General features: G+C 39.3%; 19 protein-coding genes. 10 read left to right on the forward strand and 9 right to left on the reverse strand.

The genetic code is table 11. From position 1 onward, the window contains the following. Positions 1–63: 63 nt before the first annotated feature. Positions 64–1410 carry a PhoH family protein gene (locus tag ACEW8U_RS17080; RefSeq protein ID WP_373523267.1) on the forward strand — a complete coding sequence of 449 codons (1347 nt, stop codon included), beginning with the start codon at positions 64–66 and terminating at the stop codon, positions 1408–1410. 294 nt (positions 1411–1704) lie between these two features. Next, the gene (locus tag ACEW8U_RS17085; protein ID WP_373523268.1) at positions 1705–2067 is read left to right on the forward strand and encodes a hypothetical protein; all 363 of its coding nucleotides are present in this window, start codon (positions 1705–1707) and stop codon (positions 2065–2067) included. Positions 2068–2151: 84 nt separating this feature from the next. On the opposite strand, the gene ACEW8U_RS17090 is transcribed toward ACEW8U_RS17085, so the two are convergent. The 7 genes from ACEW8U_RS17090 to ACEW8U_RS17120 all read right to left on the reverse strand — a co-directional run bounded on the left by ACEW8U_RS17090 (position 2152) and on the right by ACEW8U_RS17120 (position 11432). Further along, positions 2152–2907, reverse strand: a complete 756-nt coding sequence (locus ACEW8U_RS17090; RefSeq protein ID WP_373523269.1) for a LytR/AlgR family response regulator transcription factor — start codon at positions 2905–2907, stop codon at positions 2152–2154. Between the two features lie 140 nt (positions 2908–3047). Continuing rightward, positions 3048–3782: a LytR/AlgR family response regulator transcription factor gene (locus ACEW8U_RS17095; RefSeq protein ID WP_373523270.1), complete on the reverse strand. Its 735-nt coding sequence runs from the start codon at positions 3780–3782 to the stop codon at positions 3048–3050. A gap of 13 nt (positions 3783–3795) precedes the next feature. Continuing rightward, entirely contained in the window at positions 3796–4848 is a 1053-nt protein-coding gene (locus ACEW8U_RS17100; protein ID WP_373523271.1) for a sensor histidine kinase, read from the reverse strand. A gap of 95 nt (positions 4849–4943) precedes the next feature. Continuing rightward, complete coding sequence (uvrA, locus tag ACEW8U_RS17105) at positions 4944–7790, reverse strand: excinuclease ABC subunit UvrA (RefSeq protein ID WP_373523272.1); 2847 nt, start codon at positions 7788–7790, stop codon at positions 4944–4946. Between the two features lie 101 nt (positions 7791–7891). Further along, positions 7892–9682, reverse strand: a complete 1791-nt coding sequence (locus ACEW8U_RS17110) for a hypothetical protein (protein ID WP_373523273.1) — start codon at positions 9680–9682, stop codon at positions 7892–7894. A gap of 65 nt (positions 9683–9747) precedes the next feature. Then, on the reverse strand, positions 9748–10695 hold the full coding sequence (locus tag ACEW8U_RS17115; RefSeq protein WP_373523274.1) for a lytic transglycosylase domain-containing protein: 948 nt from the start codon (positions 10693–10695) through the stop codon (positions 9748–9750). 2 nt (positions 10696–10697) lie between these two features. Next, the gene (locus ACEW8U_RS17120; RefSeq protein WP_373523275.1) at positions 10698–11432 is read right to left on the reverse strand and encodes a TIGR00730 family Rossman fold protein; all 735 of its coding nucleotides are present in this window, start codon (positions 11430–11432) and stop codon (positions 10698–10700) included. A 264-nt stretch (positions 11433–11696) separates the two neighbouring features. Here ACEW8U_RS17120 and ACEW8U_RS17125 point away from each other — a divergent pair, with 264 nt between their 5' ends. The 4 genes from ACEW8U_RS17125 to ACEW8U_RS17140 are packed head-to-tail and all read left to right on the forward strand — an operon-like array spanning position 11697 to position 13836. Continuing rightward, a complete protein-coding gene (locus tag ACEW8U_RS17125) occupies positions 11697–12308 on the forward strand; it encodes a YkgJ family cysteine cluster protein (RefSeq protein WP_373523276.1) in 612 nt (203 codons plus the stop codon). A 53-nt stretch (positions 12309–12361) separates the two neighbouring features. Continuing rightward, positions 12362–12718 carry a phage holin family protein gene (locus ACEW8U_RS17130; RefSeq protein ID WP_373523277.1) on the forward strand — a complete coding sequence of 119 codons (357 nt, stop codon included), beginning with the start codon at positions 12362–12364 and terminating at the stop codon, positions 12716–12718. Next, positions 12705–13082, forward strand: coding sequence for a hypothetical protein (locus tag ACEW8U_RS17135; RefSeq protein ID WP_373523278.1), 378 nt, complete (start codon positions 12705–12707; stop codon positions 13080–13082). Before ACEW8U_RS17130 ends, ACEW8U_RS17135 begins: the two co-directional genes overlap by 14 nt. Continuing rightward, the gene (locus ACEW8U_RS17140) at positions 13072–13836 is read left to right on the forward strand and encodes a geranylgeranylglyceryl/heptaprenylglyceryl phosphate synthase (protein ID WP_373523279.1); all 765 of its coding nucleotides are present in this window, start codon (positions 13072–13074) and stop codon (positions 13834–13836) included. The genes ACEW8U_RS17135 and ACEW8U_RS17140 overlap by 11 nt, the downstream gene beginning before the upstream one ends. 123 nt (positions 13837–13959) lie before the next feature. On the opposite strand, the gene pheS is transcribed toward ACEW8U_RS17140, so the two are convergent. Then, a complete protein-coding gene (pheS, locus tag ACEW8U_RS17145; protein WP_373523306.1) occupies positions 13960–14988 on the reverse strand; it encodes a phenylalanine--tRNA ligase subunit alpha in 1029 nt (342 codons plus the stop codon). Between the two features lie 374 nt (positions 14989–15362). Here pheS and ACEW8U_RS17150 point away from each other — a divergent pair, with 374 nt between their 5' ends. Beyond that, positions 15363–15929, forward strand: coding sequence for a fasciclin domain-containing protein (locus ACEW8U_RS17150; RefSeq protein WP_373523280.1), 567 nt, complete (start codon positions 15363–15365; stop codon positions 15927–15929). 346 nt (positions 15930–16275) lie between these two features. On the opposite strand, the gene ACEW8U_RS17155 is transcribed toward ACEW8U_RS17150, so the two are convergent. Continuing rightward, positions 16276–19152 carry an outer membrane beta-barrel protein gene (locus ACEW8U_RS17155; protein WP_373523281.1) on the reverse strand — a complete coding sequence of 959 codons (2877 nt, stop codon included), beginning with the start codon at positions 19150–19152 and terminating at the stop codon, positions 16276–16278. Positions 19153–19300: 148 nt separating this feature from the next. Here ACEW8U_RS17155 and ACEW8U_RS17160 point away from each other — a divergent pair, with 148 nt between their 5' ends. From ACEW8U_RS17160 to ACEW8U_RS17170, 3 genes are all read left to right on the forward strand, one after another. Further along, on the forward strand, positions 19301–19426 hold the full coding sequence (locus ACEW8U_RS17160) for a hypothetical protein (protein ID WP_373523282.1): 126 nt from the start codon (positions 19301–19303) through the stop codon (positions 19424–19426). Positions 19427–19535: 109 nt separating this feature from the next. Beyond that, a complete protein-coding gene (locus tag ACEW8U_RS17165; protein WP_373523283.1) occupies positions 19536–20585 on the forward strand; it encodes an RHS repeat domain-containing protein in 1050 nt (349 codons plus the stop codon). Further along, on the forward strand, positions 20585–21241 hold the full coding sequence (locus tag ACEW8U_RS17170; RefSeq protein WP_373523284.1) for a hypothetical protein: 657 nt from the start codon (positions 20585–20587) through the stop codon (positions 21239–21241). Before ACEW8U_RS17165 ends, ACEW8U_RS17170 begins: the two co-directional genes overlap by 1 nt. Positions 21242–21306: the final 65 nt, after the last annotated feature.

The raw sequence follows: 21306 nt of genomic DNA on the forward strand, positions 1-21306 counted from the left end.
ATGGTAATCCTATATTTAAATTTCTATATTATTCCCAATAATCATACAGTAACATTTTAACTTATGCCAAGAGCTAAATCCGATAAAGACCGAAAAATTTTTGTGTTGGATACCTCAGTCATCCTCTATGCACATAACTCCATCATGAACTTTGCGGAACATGATGTAGTCATCCCGATTACGGTATTGGAAGAGCTCGATCAGTTTAAAAAGGGCAACGACACCAAGAATTTTGAAGCCAGAGAGTTTATCCGTTTGTTGGATAAATTGTCAAAGGATAACATGATTCACAATTGGACACCCTTGAATGGAAAGACAAAAGGTTTTTTCAAGGTTTTGATGAATCCGGATAATTCCATCAATGCCAACCTGGTGTTTGGAGAGGAAAAAAACGACCATAAAATCTTGAATGCGGCCCTCCATCTTCAGCAAAAAGAGAAAAACAGAAAGGTCATCCTTGTCAGTAAGGACATTAACCTGAGACTTAAAGCGAAGTCTCTGGATATTCATGCGGAGGATTACGAAACAGGGAAAATCAAAAACATATCTGAACTTGAAAATACCGGAAAATATTACCTAGATGGCATTGATCAGAATGTCATCAACAACCTGTACGAAAGCCATTCGGTAGAAGCAAAGTCTGTTTTGGGAACAAGAAAGCGAAAGGCCAATGCTTTTTATATCCTCAAAAGTGAAAAGAATTCTGTCCTTGCTTATTTCAATTCCGAGGACAACACCATGGAAAGGGTGGATAAAAAACTGGCCTACAACATCAAGCCGAAAAATGCAGAACAGACCTTTGCCCTTCATGCCATATTAAACCCAAGAATTAAGCTTGTTTCCATCCAAGGAGTGGCTGGTACAGGAAAAACATTGTTGGCCTTGGCAGGTGCTTTGGAGCAAAGGAGGGATTTTAAGCAGGTCTTTCTGGCGCGTCCAATTGTTCCGCTCAGCAACAAAGACATCGGTTACCTCCCTGGCGATATCAAATCCAAATTGAACCCTTACATGGAGCCTCTTTGGGATAACCTGAAATTCATTCAAAATCAGTTCAAAGAATCTGACAAAGAATATCAGAAGATCACTGAAATGATCAATCAGGAGAAATTGGTAATTCAGCCTTTGGCTTATATCAGAGGCAGGTCTCTTTCGAACATTTTCTTCATAGTGGATGAGGCGCAAAACCTTACTCCTCATGAAATCAAGACCATCATCAGTAGGGCCGGAGAAAATACCAAGATCATCTTCACAGGGGATATTTTCCAAATTGACACTCCCTACCTGGACAGCCAAAGCAACGGACTTTCTTATTTGATTGATAGGGTAAAAGACCATCCCCTTTATGCACATATCAAATTGGAAAAAGGAGAAAGATCCGAATTGGCCAACTTAGCCAACGACCTGCTGTAATTACAATTGTTTTTTTTAAATGAGCCGATAAAATATACCCATATTTTATCGGCTTTTTGATTTTTTTAAAATCCGGATGCAACCTCTTCTCCGGAATTTGAATCAGAATAACTGTATCACAAAACAAAAGGGTGTGTACGCCACCGTACACCCATTTATAGTAAAATAACCTTTAATATCTTGATTTTCAATTATTTACAAAATTAGGATCAGATTTTGGCATATACCTGATACCATGCAGCCATCGAGCTGACAAAATAAACAGAAACCAAGTCAAACAAAAAAAATACGAAAATGAAAACGACTATTTTAACTCAGAAAAATGTTTGTGCCTTTTTAGGATTATTAATGGCATTGACAATCTTGTGGTCTGCACAGGCAGTAGCGAAAGTTGATACAACTATCAATGAGGTAATCCCAATGGAAATTGAAATTGAAATGGGATTAGGATCAGTACAGGAAGAAGCCATCCAAATGGAAAATATTGATCTTTCTGATATTAAAGAAATTCCGACCATCACCATTATCAATAAATATGGAGATATCGTGGCGGAATTTTATGGAGAAAAATCCGAACTGGAAAAAAAATTCAAGGAAACATTTAAAAAAGGACAATTCGTTACCGCTTCAGGAAAACACGAATTTTACTTAATATGACAGTTTAGTTGATTGTTTGGTTTTTGAAAATAAAAAAGGTGGGTCATACCCACCTTTTTTATTGCTATTATTTAATTCGGAAAATTAACTTTCAGTAATGGTGTTCAATTTGGCCAAAAAGCTGTTATAATATTGCCTTCCAACCTGAACCACAGAACCCATATGGAGTGTGATGTCTTTGGTGTTGAAACTTTCGATTTGTCCCAATTGGACGATGAAAGATTTCTGAACCCTCAGGAAAAGATGTGAAGGGAGTTTTTCTTCCATGTCTTTCATCGACTTTCTGATGGTGAAATTTCTATTTTTGGTAAAGATGGTAACCATGTTTCCATTTGCCTCCACATAGAAGATATCCTCATAAGGGACTCTTTCATAAGCATTGTCAGCTTTAATGAATACGGCATCAGTGACGAGGTAAGGACTTTCATCCTTAGACCTGACTACAGCTGTTTCGGGCGCAGGTTTTGCCCTTTTGTTGTAAAGAACAATTTCAACGATGGCATGTATATCATTGGTGTTGAAAGGCTTTACAATAAAGCCAGCAGGATTGATTCTTTTAGCCCTTTCAATAATGGTAGGGTCACTATAAGAGGTGACAAAAACCAAAGGAGCATCCACCATTTGTTTGATGATTTCACCCAATTCGATTCCGTCTTTATCACCTTTTAGTTTGATATCCATAAAAACCAAATCCGGCCTATATTTTTTGACCACCTTGATGGCTTGATTGGCTGAATTAGCAATATCAATATTGACATAACCTAAAAGTTCTAAAATTTCCTCAATGTTTTCTGCAATATTAATGTCATCTTCAACGATCAGGATTCTTTCCTCTTTCATAGTGTTTTATGGGAAATAATACGTTATAATAAATATTAAATAGATTTTTATATAATTAAAATAATAGCCACTATTTACAAAATTTAGTTTTGTGAATCAATATTTATTTAAATTTTCTGAAATAATCAACTTTCTAATTCCTACAAACTCATCATGTCCTTAAATCTAGCGGCTTGTCTTCTGCTGACCTCTATTCTGTCACCTCCTTTAAGAGTGACCACGAGGCCACCATTAAACCAAGGTTCGATGGCTTCCACCCAACTGAGGTTGATGATATGTTTTCTACTTGCCCTGAAAAAAGACTTTTCATCCAATCTTTCATCCAATGCATTGAGAGACTTGTGGATCATAGGTTTATTGTTATCAAAATAGACTTTGATATAATTCCCATCAGATTCAAATAGCCTTACGTTGGACAATTTTACAAACCAACATCTATCACCGTCTTTTACAAAAACCTGATCATCCAAAGTCAGTTTTTTGGATGAAAAAGCATCACCGTCATCAGACCTTTCCGGTGCTTCATTGAGTTTTTTGAAAAGTCTTTCAATGGCTTCATTCAATCTCTTAGGCTCTATGGGTTTGAGAAGATAATCAAGGGCATTTACCTGGAAAGCCTTCAGGGCATATTCATCATACGCCGTGGTGAAGACCACATGAGGTACATTATCCAATTCTTCCAATAAATCAAAGCCTGTTTTTTCCGGCATCTGAATATCGAGAAATACCACATCAGGCGACAATGCTTCTATTTTTTCTTTGGCATCATCGACGTTATTGGCTTCTCCTACGACTTCAACCTGATCATATTGGGACAATAAATTGATTAGCTCTTTTCTTGCCAGTCTTTCATCATCAATTACTAGTGCTCTCATTTTAGTTGGATTTTTAACCTAATGTAAGGTTTTGTTTTGGAATTTTGATTTCTGTCACTACAAATTCATTATCCGAATTATATATTTTGAAAGAGGCCCGGTCTCCATATATCAATTTCAACCTTTGAACGGTATTGTTGATTCCATGTCCTTCTCTTTCTTTCTTTTTACTAAATGCCTGGCTTTTTAATTGCCCACTGTTTTTGACCTGAATAATCAGATCATCGGTAACGCCTTCCCGACATTTGATTTCTATTACGCCACCTTTCACCCTATTGGAGATCCCATGTTTGATTCCATTTTCCACTATGGTTTGCAACATCATGGGGGGAATCTTATAATCATAGGCGGATGGTTCGATATCATACTTCACGTGAAGTCTTTCCTCAAACCTGATGGTTTCCAAATTTAAGTAATCCTTGACAGTATTGATCTCATTTTCAAAATCAATGGTCCTTTTTTTATCCATCATCAATGAAAATCTAAGGATATTGGACAATTGGGTAATTGCAAGCTTGGCTTTGGACGGATCTTCATCTACCAAAGCCCTCACAGAGTTGAGGGCATTGAAAATAAAATGGGGATTTAGCTGACTCTTTAAGTGATTTAATTGAATCTCATTGATTTTGGCCTGGTACTTCAACGATTGGTTGTAATTGTCCAAAAAATGGAAAAGGAAATAAAGCATCACCCAAAGAGAATAAAATAGGAAACTGAGAAAAATATTAACCGAGATGACAACCAATCTAAAGTCTTGCTCAGTATCCAAAGTATCAAAAGCCAGGTTGATCAAGATTTGGGCTATGGTATTCAGCACACTTAATGCCGCCAATGCCAATAAAGTGTTGGGAAGGAGTTGGATGAATCCTAAATTGAACCATCCGTACTTTTTGATGACTAACCTTAGTGCATGGGTAGACAACAGGTAGAATGATGCCAAAGAACAATAGGCACCTATTTGAATCGGAGATACCCCCCGCTCAAGCGAAACAAAAAAAAGATTGATCAAGGCAAAGCCCAACCAACCAAAAATCTGCAAAAACCAATATAGTCTTGTTTTGTTCATGGTATTGGTTCAAAGATAGTCAAGCCATCTCATGTACCGTGAATATTTTTAAAGAAGGGTAAAATACTGGTTTTGGTAGGTTAATTTTCCTTTTGTCAGTTAAGTTCTTCTTTCAAAAACTTGGCAGTATAACTTTTTGAGTGTAGTGCAACGGCTTCAGGTTTACCCTCTACCACAATGTGCCCACCTTTTTCACCACCCTCCGGTCCAAGATCAATGATATAGTCTGCCACCTTGACCACATCCATGTTGTGTTCAATGATCAATACCGTATTGCCCTTTTCAACCAACCGATTCAATACTTCCAGTAAATGTTCGATATCCTGAAAATGCAATCCTGTAGTGGGCTCATCCAAAATATAGAAGGTCTTACCAGTATCTTTTTTAGAAAGCTCGGTAGCAAGTTTTACCCTTTGGGCCTCTCCTCCAGAAAGCGTTGTGGCATGTTGTCCCAAGGTTATGTATCCTAAACCAACATCATTAAGTGTTTTGATCCTTCTTAGAATCTTAGGCTGGAATTCAAAAAAATCAACTGCCTGCTCCACAGTCATGTCCAAGACATCTGAAATGGACTTTCCCTTAAACCTTACCTCAAGCGTTTCCCTGTTGTATCTTTTGCCTTTGCAGGTTTCACAAGGAATATGGACATCCGGCAAAAAGTCCATTTCAATCAGCTTCATACCACCGCCCTCACAATCTTCACATCTGCCACCTTTTACATTGAAGCTGAATCTACCTGGTTTATATCCCCGGATTTTAGATTCCGGTAGCTCAGTAAATAAGGTTCTGATATCGGAAAATACTCCGGTGTACGTCGCAGGATTAGATCTTGGAGTTCTGCCAATGGGGGATTGGTCCACTTCGATTACTTTATCCAAGTGGTTAAGACCTTTGATTTCTTTATGGGCTAAAGGTTCTTTTTTAGAATTATAAAAATGCCTGTTCAGTAATGGGAACAATGTTTCATGGATCAAAGAACTTTTGCCACTCCCGGATACACCAGTCACACAAATCATTGTTGCCAAAGGAAGTTTGAGATTGACATTTTTAAGGTTATTGCCGGTAGCGCCCTTGAGTTCCAATACATTCCCTGAACCTTTCCTTCTTTTTTGTGGCACTTCAATTTTCAGAACCCCTGAAAGGTATTTGGCTGTAATACTTCCTTGCTTCAAAAACTCCTGTGGGTTCCCCGCCGCTACAATCTGACCACCATGTCTACCAGCTCCCGGACCTATATCAACCACAAAATCAGACTGCATCATCATGTCTTTGTCATGTTCAACCACAATCACAGAGTTTCCAAGATCCCGAAGATCTTGTAGGGCCTTGATCAATTTCACATTATCCCTTTGGTGCAGACCTATACTTGGCTCATCTAAAATGTAAAGCACACCGACCAATTGGGTACCGATCTGGGTTGCTAATCGTATTCTTTGAGCCTCACCACCTGACAAGGTTCTAAGTGGTCTGTTCAGGGATAAGTAGTCCAATCCAATATCCAACAGAAAACCTATCCGTTTCCTGATTTCTTTCAGTACTTCTTTGCCGATAATCTGCTGTCTTTCAGACATCCGGTCCTCTAGGCCTTCAAACCACACCCCCAAACTGACAATATCCATCATGGCCAGTTGACCAATATGCTTTTCATCAATTTTGATATGGAGTGCTTCTTTTTTTAGCCTGTAGCCTTCACAGTCGGGACATGTCTTAGAAGTCGTGAATTCATTGACCCAATCCTGTATTTTTTCAGTGCTACCTTCCTGTTGTTTTTTTAGAAAATTGACTATACCCTCAAAGGTAGTGTGCCATTTGGTACCAGGGTATTTAACAGAATCTACAGCCACCTCCACTTTGTCTCCATACAACAATATGTCCACCACCTCTTTTGGAAGTTTTCCTATGGGGGTGGAAATACTGCATTTGTAGTGTTTGAGTATGGCTTCAACTTTCTTGAAAATCCAAACATCCCTGTATTCACCCAAGGGCGCAATGCCTCCTCGTGTAATGCTCAGGCTGGGGTCAGGAATGATATTGTCTATGGTAATCTCATCGATGACTCCCAGACCGTTACAGGTCGGGCAGGCACCATAGGGGCTATTGAATGAAAAGGTATTCGGTGCGGGTTCGTCATATGAAAGTCCCGTGGTTGGATCCATCAGGTATTTGGAAAAATGGTGGATATTACCCTCCTCATCCCGAAGCATGATGATTCCCTTTCCGTGCTGTAATGCAGTTTTTAGAGATTGGGTAATCCTAAACCTATCATCTTCCTCTGCAACTATTCTGTCCACGACAATCTCAATGTCGTGGATTTTATACCGGTCTACCTGCATTTTGGGCTGCACGTCCATGACCACTCCATCCACCCGGATTTTGGAAAAACCCATTTTTCGAATTTGTTCAAAAACCTCTCGATAATGACCTTTTCTGCCTTTTACAATTGGTGCAAGGATATAAAGTTTCTTCCCTCCAAAATTCTCAAAAAGTTGTTCTACAATCTGATCTTCGGTCTGTCTAATCATTTTCCTGCCAGAAAGGTAAGAATAGGCCTCTCCTGCCCTGGCAAAAAGAAGTCTCATAAAATCATAGATTTCAGTAACAGTACCTACTGTTGACCTTGGATTTTTTGAGGTCGTTTTCTGTTCAATGGAAATAACCGGAGAAAGTCCGTTGATTTTGTCCACATCAGGACGTTCCATTCCACCCAAAAATGTTCTTGCATAGGCAGAAAAACTCTCCATGTACCTGCGCTGACCCTCTGCATAAATGGTATCAAAAGCCAATGAGCTTTTTCCACTTCCACTCAGGCCTGTGATGACCACAAGCTTGTTTCTGGGAATATTAATATCAATGTTTTGGAGATTGTGCTCCCGGGCACCATATATCTCAATCAACTCTTCTTTTTTCTCAACTATGAGTTCGGACATGTAGGATTCTAGCATTTCATTCAAGCTTGCAAAAGTACAAATTATTGATGGGTAATCCCATTGGGGACCAAAAGTTAAAACCCCGAGGGATGAACAAAGTTTATGCTTTAAAAAAATTAATTTGTTTTCCTACTTTCTCTTCTTGCCTGCCTTTTCTCTTTTCCTGTAGGTTTAGTAGCGTCATCAGTATTTTTAGAAGTAGGAGGTGAAATTGTCCTATTTGAATCGGATGTCCCGGATCTTTTCTGGATTTCTTTTTGCCTCAACTCATCAACAGTCTCTCCTGACAAGGTTGACTTTAAACCTGAAAAAATTAACTGCCACCAATAGTTGAACATAGGCTTGTGAGGTTCTCTGATAAAATAAACACTTCCTTCCTTCAATTCACCCCTATTGTTAGGATTATTGGATTTGATGATTATCGTATTAGCCAGGAAGGCCCCTATTTTCCGGATTAAATTTTGATCTTGCTCAAAATCCTTGTTGAGAAGTTCAATTTCAAGGTTTTGATACCGCACGATCAAATCACCTGAACCCTCGTAATCATTGGCCAAAATATTGAAATCCAACCTGTCAATCATTCCCGATTTAAGACTTGCTTTTGCCTCGGGTTCAATCATGGAATTTACTTTGGTGAGATCCATTTTTTCAAGAGTCCCATTTAAGGTAAATTTTCCTTCCGGGTCCTCTAAGTCATATGCTATCATAGCATTGATTTGTCCTTCTCCCATCAATTTCCCATTGGCATCAATGGAAATGGTACGGTTCTCCCCCCTCCTGTCAATGTAATTGGAGACATTGGTCACATGGGCGTTCAAATCAGAAAAAAACATAGTCCCCGATCTTGGAGATTGGTTCTCGGGCCGCTCTTCTATCCTGACAAAGGCATTGTTCAAAAAAAGATGCTCAATATGTAATACCTGCTGCAGGTCCCTAAATACCTCATGAATCATCTGCGTACGTTTCATTTTATCTTCAGGTATCCTTTTATCCACAAAGGATTCAAGTTGGAAATTATTGGCAAATACAGTATCAACCTCTATGATCCCTTTTCTCAGAAAACTACCAAAATTCACTCCTCTGAGCTCCATTTCCGCTTTATCTATTTCCACCCAACCTTGTCTTTCCTTAAATTGTGAGGTATACTCATATTTATCCATCTTATTGAGCAAACCCATGTATCCAAAAGACATTTTTTCTTTTTCAGTGTCAAGACCTATATCTCTGACCTCAACATATTGCCTGAATTGATCGAAATGGAAAACTGCCTGATGGATATCTCCTGTAATTTTGCCGACAACAAAGAGACTTTTGGGGTCATTTAGATCCTCTATTGTCAGTTGGAAATCCTGTGCCTTTACGTTGAGGTCCCGGAGTGAAATCCTAACCGAGTCGTACAGGTTGTTTTTGATCTCTATTGAAAATTCTCTCAGCTCAAAGTTTCTTACCTCAATCAAATCATAATCATTGGATTCTATTTCCTTCTGTTTTTTGGGCTCACTTTTGAGAGAATCCATAGGGGGAGTAGATGAAATGATTTTGATATTGTTCAAAGTCGCCGAATCAACAGAAATAGAATTGTGGAAAAGAAAAGGAATCCACCTAAAGCCGGTCACATTAACATTGTCTGCCGATAGATTGACCTTTACTCGCTTATTGTCCAATTTTTCCGTTGGGGTGACTTTGATATTGCTAATCTTCAGAAAAGTGCCTGAATAATTATAATCCAGGTCTATGGCCCCAAAACTCACATCATGATTTCCAAATTCGCTTGTCCTGGTGATCATGTTGGTCACAATCCGGGCTGCATTTTGGTTGAGGTAAATATTGATCAGAAAAGGCACACCTCTTAAAATCAAAACGGCCACCACCAATATCATAAGAATGCCTACCAAAATCTTCTTCATAAATAACCGCTTAAATGGAAAGTATTAGAAAAATAGGCAAAAACTATGATAAAATATCAAACAGGTCAATTAACAGGTAATTTGATCAGGTATTCCTTTCCCTTATTCACATCCAATTTAGAAGTCCTGAGCCATGGGTTATGAATTTTGAGTATTTTGTAATTAGAATTGTGTCTGATTGCCCATTGTGCAAGATTGGAAATGGATTGGTCTACCATCAACTCCCTATACACGGGCTGCCTGTATACATCCTTTTCGGAAAGTTCAAACCCATATTTAACAGGATTTTCAAAGATCTCTTTAAAGGCAAGAAGCCTGAAAAGATACCGACTCGTTTCTTCAACAAGGTGAAGGTCATAATAATCAGATTGATTCTGTTCTTTCTTTCGATTCCCAATACCTGCAATACCCATGTTGTAGCTTGCAGCCACCGAGGTCCAATTGCCAAACTTACTGTAGGCTGATTTCAGATATCGGCAAGCGGCAATGGTAGACTTTTCTAAATGATATCTTTCATCGACATCATTGCTCACTTCTAAGTTGAAATCCTTGGCAGTGCCAGGCATAAACTGCCAAAATCCTCTTGCACCGGCAGGTGAAACCACATTCAACAATCCGGATTCAGCCATTGCCAGGTATTTAAAATCTTCAGGTACACCTTGTTCATGAAGGATTTTTTCTATAGTGGGCAAAAATTTACCAGCTCGCTTCATTAACAAAATCATATTGGACTGCCAATAAACGTTGACATAAATCTCCCGCTCGAATCGCTCCCTCACGTCAGCTTCTTTCAATGGAACCGGTTCTTCTGCAAAAGAAATCTTGTCAGGTAGTTCAAATATCCGGATTTTGGGTTCAGGTATGGTCAGAGTCATTTTTTCCCCTTCGGCTGATTCGATGACAATTTCTTCGCCGGAAACAGCTTGGTTTATTTCTCCTGCTTTTTGGAAAATGAGAAAAACAAACAAAATTCCTAACAATCCATAAATGATAAATAAATGATAGCTTCTCAATGTCAATAATTTGGGGTGAGTAAATATTTGCTGTAAAATTCATCTATGACTTTTACAGCTTCGGTGGCATCATCTACCAAGTAGAATAAATTCAGGTCCTCGGCATTGATATAATTGTACTTTTGAAGTAGGGTGTCTTTGATCCAACCCAATAGACCACTCCAGAATTCTTTCCCAACTAGCACAATGGGAAATCTCCCGATTTTGATGGTTTGCATTAGGGTCATGGCTTCAAATAGTTCGTCCAAGGTGCCAAACCCTCCTGGCAGCACAATAAATCCTTGTGAGTATTTGGTGAACATCACCTTTCTGACAAAGAAATAATCAAAAATGATCATCTTATCCGGGTCAATATAAATATTACCCCTTGACTCAAAGGGAAGCTTAATGCAAAGACCGACCGATTTACCGTTTTCTGAGTTGGCCCCTTTGTTGGCCGCTTCCATGATTCCAGGTCCGCCACCTGTGATTACGCCATAACCATGTCTGACCAATTTTGCAGAAATTTCTTCAGCCATAATATAATGTGGATGTTCAGGGGAAGTCCGTGCCGAACCGAATACAGAAACACATGGACCAATTTTGCTCAGTTTTTCGAATCCCTCCACAAATTCAGAGATTACCTTAAAAATAACCCAAGAATCCGTACTCTTTATCTCATTCCAATCTCTTTCCTTAAAAGCCTTTCGGGTTTTTTCTTCCCGCTTTTCATCAAAATTATCAAATCTACTGCTCATAATATTCCTATTTAATCCACAACGAATGTTTTTCCAAAATTATCCTTTCAAATGGATAAATATAATATGGTTATCTGCATTCTTGGTAATAGGCTACTTTTCTTTGAAAATAGACGTAAGACACAAGATGTGTGACGTTAGATGTGAGAAGGAGTTTGAATAAAGTATTTTTTGTTATTGAGGGGGTGGAAAAAATAGTTCTTTCACCCCTATTGTTTTGATTCTTAACTTGATCTACCTTCGCAGGCTTTTAATTTTCAATCTATGAATCTCGAAGAAAAGTCCCAGGAAGTCAGAAAGGTTTTTGAAGAACTTGATCTTGAGATCAAGTCCTTTCTTGATGCCAGTAAGCTGACCTGTATATCAGGCTGTGGCTTTTGTTGCTCCAACCCTAAAGTGAGTGCCTCTGTGTTGGAATTCCTCCCTTTGGCCTTTGATCTATACGACAAAGGCAAGGCAGAAAAGGCTTTGGAAATGTTGGACAAAACCAGCGAAGAAGATGCCTGTATCATTTATAAATCTCTATCTGAAGACGGTCATTCAGGCTTTTGCTCTGATTATAATAATAGAGGAATGATTTGCAGACTTTTTGGATCAAGTGCCCGGAAAAACAAAGAAGGCCAAAAGGAAATCATCACTTGCAAAAAGATAAAAGCAGAAAAAAAAGATTTATATGAAAGTGCTATTGAAGGTATTAAGTCAGAAATGCCCATCCCATCAAGCACAGATGCATATCGTAAAATCAACAATATAGATTTTAGGTTGACCGAGCAGCAATTACCGATCAACAAAGCCATTAAAGAAGCGCTTGAGTCTGTGATCACCTTCAAATTTTACACAGAAAACCAAGAACCAGAAAGCGTGGATAATTTTTGATGTGAGCTTTTTGGCGTATATTGGCCTTGATATTCACAAACAAAAAAGTTTTTATGTTCAATGTTTCTGAAATAATTCAAACGATCAAGCAACTTATTGAGGTCCGTGTTACCCTCGTCAAAGAAGAAATCAATGATCACATAACCGCCCTATTCGCACGGATTTTTTTATTGGTCATGATGGCTACAGTATCTCTGATGGCCTTGTTATTTGCAAGCATCTCACTGGCATTTTATCTTAGTGAGAAAATGTATTCCCCATATATAGGATTTTTATATGTTTCTCTAATTTATATATTGGTTTTCGTTTTATTGTACTTTATCAAAGAATCCAGTAGTATAACCAATCCCACCCAAAAGTTCCTGAAGAGATTTATCTTTAGAAGAAAAAAAGGCAATGGAGAGAACTGAACTAGAAAAAAAAGCCCTTGAGCTGGAACAGACCCTAGGAATGCAGCTAAGTCTGGTCAAAAAAGAATCTGAAGGATTTGCCAAAATTGGTGGTGCAATCATACTTGGTGGAGTCGTAGCTTTTTCCGCTGTGAAGCTATTGGGCAGGAAAAAAAACAAAAAAACAGATAAAGTACTCCAAACACTTGAAAAGGAAGGTTTGCTGGATGAAGAAATCAAACAAAAACTTACTCAGAGAACTCAACCGGGAATGTTTGGAAGGCTGGGAGCTATTTTACTGCCCATTGCCATTAATTATGGCAAAGAACAGTTCTTCAAAAAAATGAATGAGTCAGAAAACAGCCCTGAAAAAAATGTCAAATAAAGTAGGGGCCAAACTCGAAGAGCTTAGTCATTCCGGCAGAAAAGCTGTTGCCTGGCTGATTGATCCTGATGATGTCAACTCCTCTGAAGTTTTTGAAGACCGGCTTTTGGAAGCTATAAGTCTCAAGGTTGATTTTATTTTTTTGGGTGGCAGTTTGATAAAGCAAAACAGCATCTACGAAATCATCAGATTTATCAAAAAAACACAGGAAGATATTCCTGTGGTCTTATTTCCTGGAAATTCTATACAGTTCAGCCCATTGGCAGATGCATTGCTTTTTCTTTCTTTGATTTCGGGTAGAAATCCTGACCTATTGATAGGCCAACATGTCAGCATCGCACCACTGTTGGAAAACAGCAATGTGGAAATCCTTTCTACCGGATACATGCTGGTAGATGGAGGGGAAACCACAAGTGCGCATTACATCAGTCAGACCATTCCCCTCCCAAATCATCGCCCCGAATTGGCAGCAGCAACAGCCCTTGCGGGTAAGTATCTAGGGATGCGTTATTTTTATCTTGATGCCGGAAGCGGAGCACCAAATCCGGTTTGCGCCGAACTAATTCGGGAAGTAAAACAAAAAACAAATTCTCCGCTGATTGTTGGGGGAGGCTTGACATCCCTTGAAAAAATCAAAACAGCCTATCATGCTGGGGCAGATTTGGTCGTCATCGGAAATGGTGCCGGAAAAAACCCAAAGCTTCTTTCTGAAGTTTCCGCTTATTTGGAGTCGATTAGGATATTGGCTAATTGAGATGTGAGAAGCGAGATGCGAGAGCCGAGAGGTGAGACAATTTGAGTATCAAGAAACGAGCGCCAAGAAGACCTCGGAATTGAAAAAAAGAATTTTGCTTGTTTATTAGACTTTCCAAGATAATCATAGCATTGATTTGAATTGCTTTAAAAACCGCACATCATTTTCGGTAAAAAGCCTCAAATCCTTGATCTGATATTTGAGCATGGCGATTCTTTCGATTCCCATTCCAAACGCAAATCCAGTATATTTTTTGGAGTCAATACCGCAATTTGCCAATACATTGGGATCGACCATACCTGAACCACCGATTTCTACCCAACCTGTTCCTTTACATACGTTACAGCCCTTGCCTCCACAGATTAGACAGCTGATATCTATCTCTGCGCTGGGTTCAGTAAAGGGGAAGAAAGACGGCCTAAACCTGACTTTGGTTTCTTTACCAAACATCTCTTTGGCAAAATGATAGAGGGTGTTTTTCAGATCCGCAAAACCCACATTTTCATCCACATACAAGCCCTCCACCTGATGGAAGATACAATGGGCACGGGCAGAAATAGCCTCATTCCTGTAAACCCTTCCTGGTGACAAAGTCCTGATGGGTGGTTTTTGGTTTTCCATTACCCTCACCTGCACAGAGGAAGTATGTGTCCTCAAAGCAATATCGGGTTTTTTCTCGATGAAAAAAGTATCCTGCATTTCCCTGGCCGGATGGTTTTCTGGGAAGTTCAATGCAGTAAAATTATGCCAATCATCTTCTATCTCAGGACCTTCGGAAAGGTTGAATCCTATGCGCTCAAAAATTTCAATGATCCTTTGTCTGGTAGCTGTCAAAGGATGGATTCCTCCTGCGCTTACAGCAGTAGGGGGCAGTGTCAGGTCAAGGTCGGATGATTTTGACTTTTGGGATGAGGAATTGACTTTATCTATAAGTTCCTGAAACTTTTGATCGGCGAGTTCCTTCACTTCGTTGACCAATTGACCATACTCCCTTTTCTCTTCGTTGGGAATATTTCTCATTTCAGCAAAAAGTTCTCCTACCACACTTTTCTTGCTGATATACTTCATTCTGTAAGCTTCCAACTCATCCACATTGTTGGCATCTGCCAAAGCGATGGATGATTTGAGGGCTTCTATTTTTTCCTGATGCATTTGTTGTCCATTTTTCAGAACCACAAATCTAAAAGAAACTCTTGGAATATGGGAATTGGGTTTTGAAAGTTTATGTTTTGGGTTTGTCAAGAATTGATATTGGGATATTGGATATTAGGATATTTGGGGTAACATCAAATTAGAGAGTAATATTTGGTAATTCAGTTTTTTGATTTCTCTCAAAAAGTCTCAACACCCAAATTTCCGGCTGCAACTTCAAATAATATCGATAAATATCAAATATCAATAAATATCAAATTGATAGGGATATCCTCAAAAACATAATCTGAAATATTTTTTCAATATCAAAATCCAAGATATAAAATCACCTCGTATCTCCCCACATAATCAACAAAACCAAAAATTATTTATTTATGAAAACCATGAGATTATTTCAGGCCGCTATTTTAGCGATGTTTATTTTGAGTGCCAATGCAGCTTTTGGCCAAAAGGAGAAAACAGTTGAGGTGGGCGGTTCCCCGATGTACCCATCCAAGAATATTGTTGAAAACGCAGTCAATTCAAAAGACCATACCACTTTGGTAGCCGCAGTTCAGGCCGCTGGTTTGGTGGAAACTTTGCAGACTGCAGGCCCATTTACTGTCTTTGCCCCTGATAATGCTGCTTTTGCCAAGTTACCTGCAGGTACAGTGGAGACTTTGGTCAAGCCTGAGAACAAGGCTACTTTGACTGGTATATTGACTTACCACGTGGTGTCCGGAAAATTAGGCTCCAAAGAAATTGCCGATGCTATCAAAAAAGGTAATGGCAAAGCGACTTTCAAAACAGTACAGGGCGGAACATTGACCGCATGGATGCAGGGCAAAGACCTCTACATTTCAGACGAAAACGGCAACAAATCTAAAGTGACCATTGCAGATGTCTTCCAATCCAATGGGGTGATTCACTCTGTGGATACAGTAGTGCTGCCGAAAAGCTGATTACCCATAATTGTTTAGTTTAAAAAAGGTGCCTTGAGGGGTGCCTTTTTTTGTTTTGAAGAGATGGAAAGAATTTTTTGATAAAATTGCAGATTACTAAGTGCTAAACTGGATTACATTATAAGTTTAAATAAAAATAAGTGGATAAAAAAATAGAAACGCATCCTAAACTAGGAGTCTACATTCCTGAAAATACCAAAACTTTGATTATGGGTACTTATCCCCCGAAAGGCTATCAAGACCCAGATACTTTTATCTTTTTATCCCTCTCCAAAATCATTTCTGGAATAGTTTGACTCAGTCCTTCTGGTTTTTTCCTCTCTGTTTCACGTCTCATTCTCCCATCCTACCAACTCCTTCCCCCACCTCCCCAAGGTCGACCCGATGGGGCTTCTTCACCTCTTGCAGGTTGTTTGAAATTACCGATGTTATAGGTGAATGATAGAAGGGCATATCTAGTCAAAACCCTAGTAAAGGTATCTTCTATGGTCACATCATTGATAGTTCGGGCGATGGCATTATTCTGGTTGAGCAAATCAAAGATGCTTAGCTTAACTTCGCCTTTGTTTCCTTTCATAAATCTATATCCAGCCTCTATATTCCAAAGCCAAACGGATTGGTCTAATCCCGGAGACAGCCCCCTAAATAGGTTGTTGCCTACTACATTGGATAAAAACAACTTCCCATTGTTGGGAGAGTAGTAGAAACGGACATTGGTGTTTTGGATATAATAATCATTGTTGAGATTGGCTTGCAAGGAACTGTTGACGATGGTGTAGGTTCCGGTGGTCGAAAGGGTAAAATCAACGTCCTTACTGATATTACTGGTCAGGGTAAGACCTTGGCTGAGGTCAATGTTGTCGTTGAAGTTTTTCTGTCCATTGATCATGCCTGGAGTTCTGTTGTAGGACATACTTGAATTTAGGTTGAACTGAGACTTCAATTTCTTGATAGGTGTTCCGTAAGTGACAAACAACCTTGATCTGAAATTTCCGGAGAGGTTTTCAGGACGGCTGATTTGTCCTCCCGGTCTCAGAAGCACTTCCCCATTGACAAGGGTATCCGTTTGGGCGACAAAGGTGTTGTTTCCAATAAAATTATCCGTCACATTCAGGAAGAGAAAGGTGAAGAAGGTTTTTGATTTCTCTAGGTTAATTTTGGAATAGTTGGTAAATACTGTATGGCTGAATGCTTGTCCCAAATTAGGATTTCCTATCGAAAGCTGCATAGGGTTTTGGTTGTTGATGACATTCTGCAGTTGGTTTACCCCAGGTTCCTGGGTGTTGGTTCTATATCTTAACCTTAGTGAAGTACCCTTCTGCTGATTTCTGTAGGAGGCGTTCATGCCCGGAAGAAAATTGCTGAAGGACCTGTTGAACGTCTGTTCTTGTGGAAAAAAGCTCTCATTGTCTTGCACTGCATATTGGTAATCCAAATTGGCATTGACATTCCAGTTTTTGAAATTGTAGCTATACCCCACACTTGGCCGCTGTACTATAAATTTGTTGTCAAATACGTTGCTGAGCGCAGTATCCAATACCATAATACCAAGCTCAGGAATCATACTGAAAGTTTTTTGGTCAGATGCAGTTTTGTTATTGCCGACCTGATAGGACATGGTCACCAAAGAATTTTCTCCCACAGGCTCGGTCAATTGCAAGGTTGCGCGGTAATTGAATCCGTCAGATAAACCAAAAGTCTCTTGATTGATGGTGTCATTGATATCCCTGATGTAGTCCCTATTGGCTGCAATCAATTCGGAAAGCTGATCCCTTTTGTTCCAGGAAGTGAAAACTGTAGTGGAAAGTGTTCTCTTAGGCTTTTCAAATTTATACCGGTAAACGAAATTATTGGAAATATTATAACCCTCAGTAGTAGCATCAGAAAGTGTCCTTGCACTGCTCAAAGGATCACGGATTGCCGATAGATTCAATCCATCCCGGTCACTGTAATTGGTGTTGTTTTGGAAATTGATCGAAGGGGTTATGATAATCGCATGCTTGGGATTAAGGTCATACTCAATCCTACTATTGATCCGGTGATTGTTGTTTTTTACAGTGTTAATTAATCTTTCATCATAAAACTGTCTGTTAGTTTCGGACAGGATTATTTCTCTATTGGTCAGTTTGAACAGGTTGTTTAGGGTAGAATTGAAAAAATAACTTCCAGTGAAATTCATCTTCTTGCCAAACTTGTCGCTGTAGTTCAGACCCAGACTATTGGTGGTGATGATTCCCTGATCCTGACCTACCAGGAAGTTGTTGTTGCCTCCGCCGCCGGGACGTCCACCACCGCCACCACCAGGTCTTCCACCACCGCCACCTTGTCCTCCGGCTGTTACTCCGACAAGATCCTGGGAAGAGAAGTTTTGTTGGTTGATATTATTGAAAAGGCCGATGATGGAGATTCTTTTGTCTCCCTTAAAGAAATTCAAATTTCCGCCTGCAGCATACCTTTCCTGTGTACCTGCCCCGGCATAGACTCTTCCAAACTGTCCGTTTCTTTTTCCCGGTTGGGTGACTATATTGATAGTCCTAGCATAATTACCATCATCAAATCCAGTCAACCTCGATTGGTCAGATCTTTGGTCCAATATCTCTACTCTGTCAATCACATCTGCCGGCAAATTCCTTAAAGCCAAAAACGGATCACTCCCAAAAAACTCCCTTCCATCTACCAAAACTTTTTGGACTGTTTCTCCTTTGGCCTGAATTTCTCCATTCTGAATGGTGACACCTGGAATTTTTCTTACCAAATCCTCAGCGTCTGCATTTTCTCTTGTTTTGAAAGCATTGGCATTGAAAGAGGTGGTATCCCCTTTGACTTCACCAACCGGGATTTGACCTTCAATGACCACTTCACCCAATAGCTTACTGTCCTCTATCAGAACCAAAGTCCCAAGATCTAGGGCATCTCCTCTATTATGGATTCTGGTGATTTTCTGGTATCCCAAAAATGTTATTTCCAGTTTGACACTTGGAATCCTTGGCCTCCCTATTTCAAAAGAACCGTCAACTCCTGTTACCGTGGAACGAAGAAGCGAATCGGTAACCGTTTTGATCAGGACATTGGCACCGATCATGGTTTCCTGGTTTTTGCCTTCCACTACAATGCCTTTCAAAAGCATTTCCTGACCTCGGTCTTCTCCTCTTTGTGCTTGTGAATCAAAGGAATAGGCTATCAAAAATAGGAGTAAAAATAATCTGAACGTAGAAATCCTCATATTGCTGTTTAATTAAATCAACCATTAGACTTTGCGATTTGATAAAAAGTTTAATTCATTATTGCTGTAAATTTTGAGTGGATTATTTTTAGGTTAAAAGGTAGAAAAAAGGGCTAAACCAACTAAATGATTTTATTTAGAATTTTTAATGAAAAAATCCCTCCAACGAAATAACAATAATACACTGATTGACAACCTGGTGGCTACAGACCTTCAAAAAAAGAAAACCCCTGAAGCCTATATGGGCTATGCGTTGTATAGCCTGTCCCGATGAGCAAAGCGATATCGGGAATTCTGACTCGGTGCTTTATGAAAAAGAGGATTGAGCGTTAATATCTAATCCCTTTGGTTCCGATAGCTATCGGAATTAGCAAAATGCCAGCTTGCAGGGAAAAATTTTATTATCTTCCCAAGCGGAAAACATACATGAGAACCTGAACCATGGGTTCCGGATCGAAAAGGGTGGATTCATGGAAGCCTTTTTGGTAAATGAAACCTCCCAGGATGTGTTCTTTGACAATTTTCGGATACAGAGTACCCCATCTACCACAGTGCAGGTGACGCATTATTACCCGTTTGGGATGGAGATGCCGGCGTTGGGTTATCAGGCTGGTGGGGTGAGTAAGAACAGGTACCTGTACAATCAGGGCGCAGGGGAAGTTACCTTCGATACCGAAAGGATTCCCGAGTTGAACATGGACCTGACCCAGTTCAGGGCCTATGACCCAGCTTTGGGAAGGTGGTGGCAGGTAGATCCGCTAGCAGACATGATGTCAAGCTGGACTCCCTACAACTACAGCTTCAACAATCCCATCAGGTTCAATGATCCTTTGGGGGATCGCCCCTCGGCGACGTTTAATATTAATCAAACCAATGATAACATAGGGCAAGACCAGTCTAAAGACTGGTTTGGGGAGCAAGGTGCAATGTTTTCCAATGGGGGAAGAGATGGACAAGATAATGTGCCGAATGGTGGGGATAAGGACAAGAAAAAGGAAGAGAAGGAAAAAAAAGATGTGGTATATAATGATCTTGGTAAACCCATGGCAACAGGGCAGGCAGATCATGATTATTCAATAGAAGGGTTCACACTTCCAGTCTTTGGATTTCTAAAAGCATTAAAGATTCCTGGGGTTCAATCTTTATTCAAGGGGGTTTTTGGTAAAGGGGGAATTAAAACAGTTGATGATTTATTTGCGACAGGGATAAAGATGCCAAATGTTAAAGGAGGAGGACAGATTTCTTTTAAAGGAAATATTGATGATGTGTTTAATTCGATATCTAAAGGAGGCAAGACGAAAACTCTTGATGGGGGAAAACTTCAGACAACATTGTCAGATGGAACAATTTTAACAAAGTATCCTGCTTCTTCAGGTCCTACAAAAATTCAGGTAAATCAAGGAGGTAAAATAACTAAAGTGAGGTTTGAATAATGGATACTGAATTAATACAAATATTAAGAGAATACGATAGCCCAGAACTAGGTTTTCAGGATCGAGACTTATCCAAACCTTATTTAGAAAAATATTGGCTGGATATAAACGAGTTCAACAGTTTTTGGCATTTTGTTAAAAACAAAATATTTAATCCTGATTCAAAAGATCTGCCTGAGTTAATGTTTAATAAAGGCTTTGGATTATTAGCCCAAAAAGCCGGAATATTGTTTACCAAAGAGGAATATTATGCTTTACAAAAATGTATGAAGGCAGCAGGAGATCAATTTTTTGTAATTATTGAAAACAAACGGACACTGCACTCCATAAGAAGCAATCATATTCGGTTAAGGTTTAATTATCCTGTTAATACTACTTGGAATGAGTTATGTAATGATAATGAAGAACACTTAACTGCTGAAATATCATCATATGACTTACTTATTAATCCTCAGAAACATTTTTTTGTTTTTGGTGATAGTGGAAAGTGGGGGAAATATACAGCGAATGCTTATGATTACACTCCTCTTAATATAATCGGTTTTAAACCGGAATTATCTTCCATTTTCAGAGAACAATTTAAACAACAAGAAGATGAACAAGAAGAAATACGAGAGTGGTTGCCACAGGAGTACAAAGCATTAATAAAATTTTAGTGATCAAAAATTAGCTTGTGGATTTAGAAATCACATTCTAAAATCTATCAGGCTAGGTTGTAATC

Source organism: Aquiflexum sp., from assembly GCF_041751335.1.
In the GTDB taxonomy this organism is placed as follows: Bacteria; Bacteroidota; Bacteroidia; order Cytophagales; family Cyclobacteriaceae; genus Aquiflexum.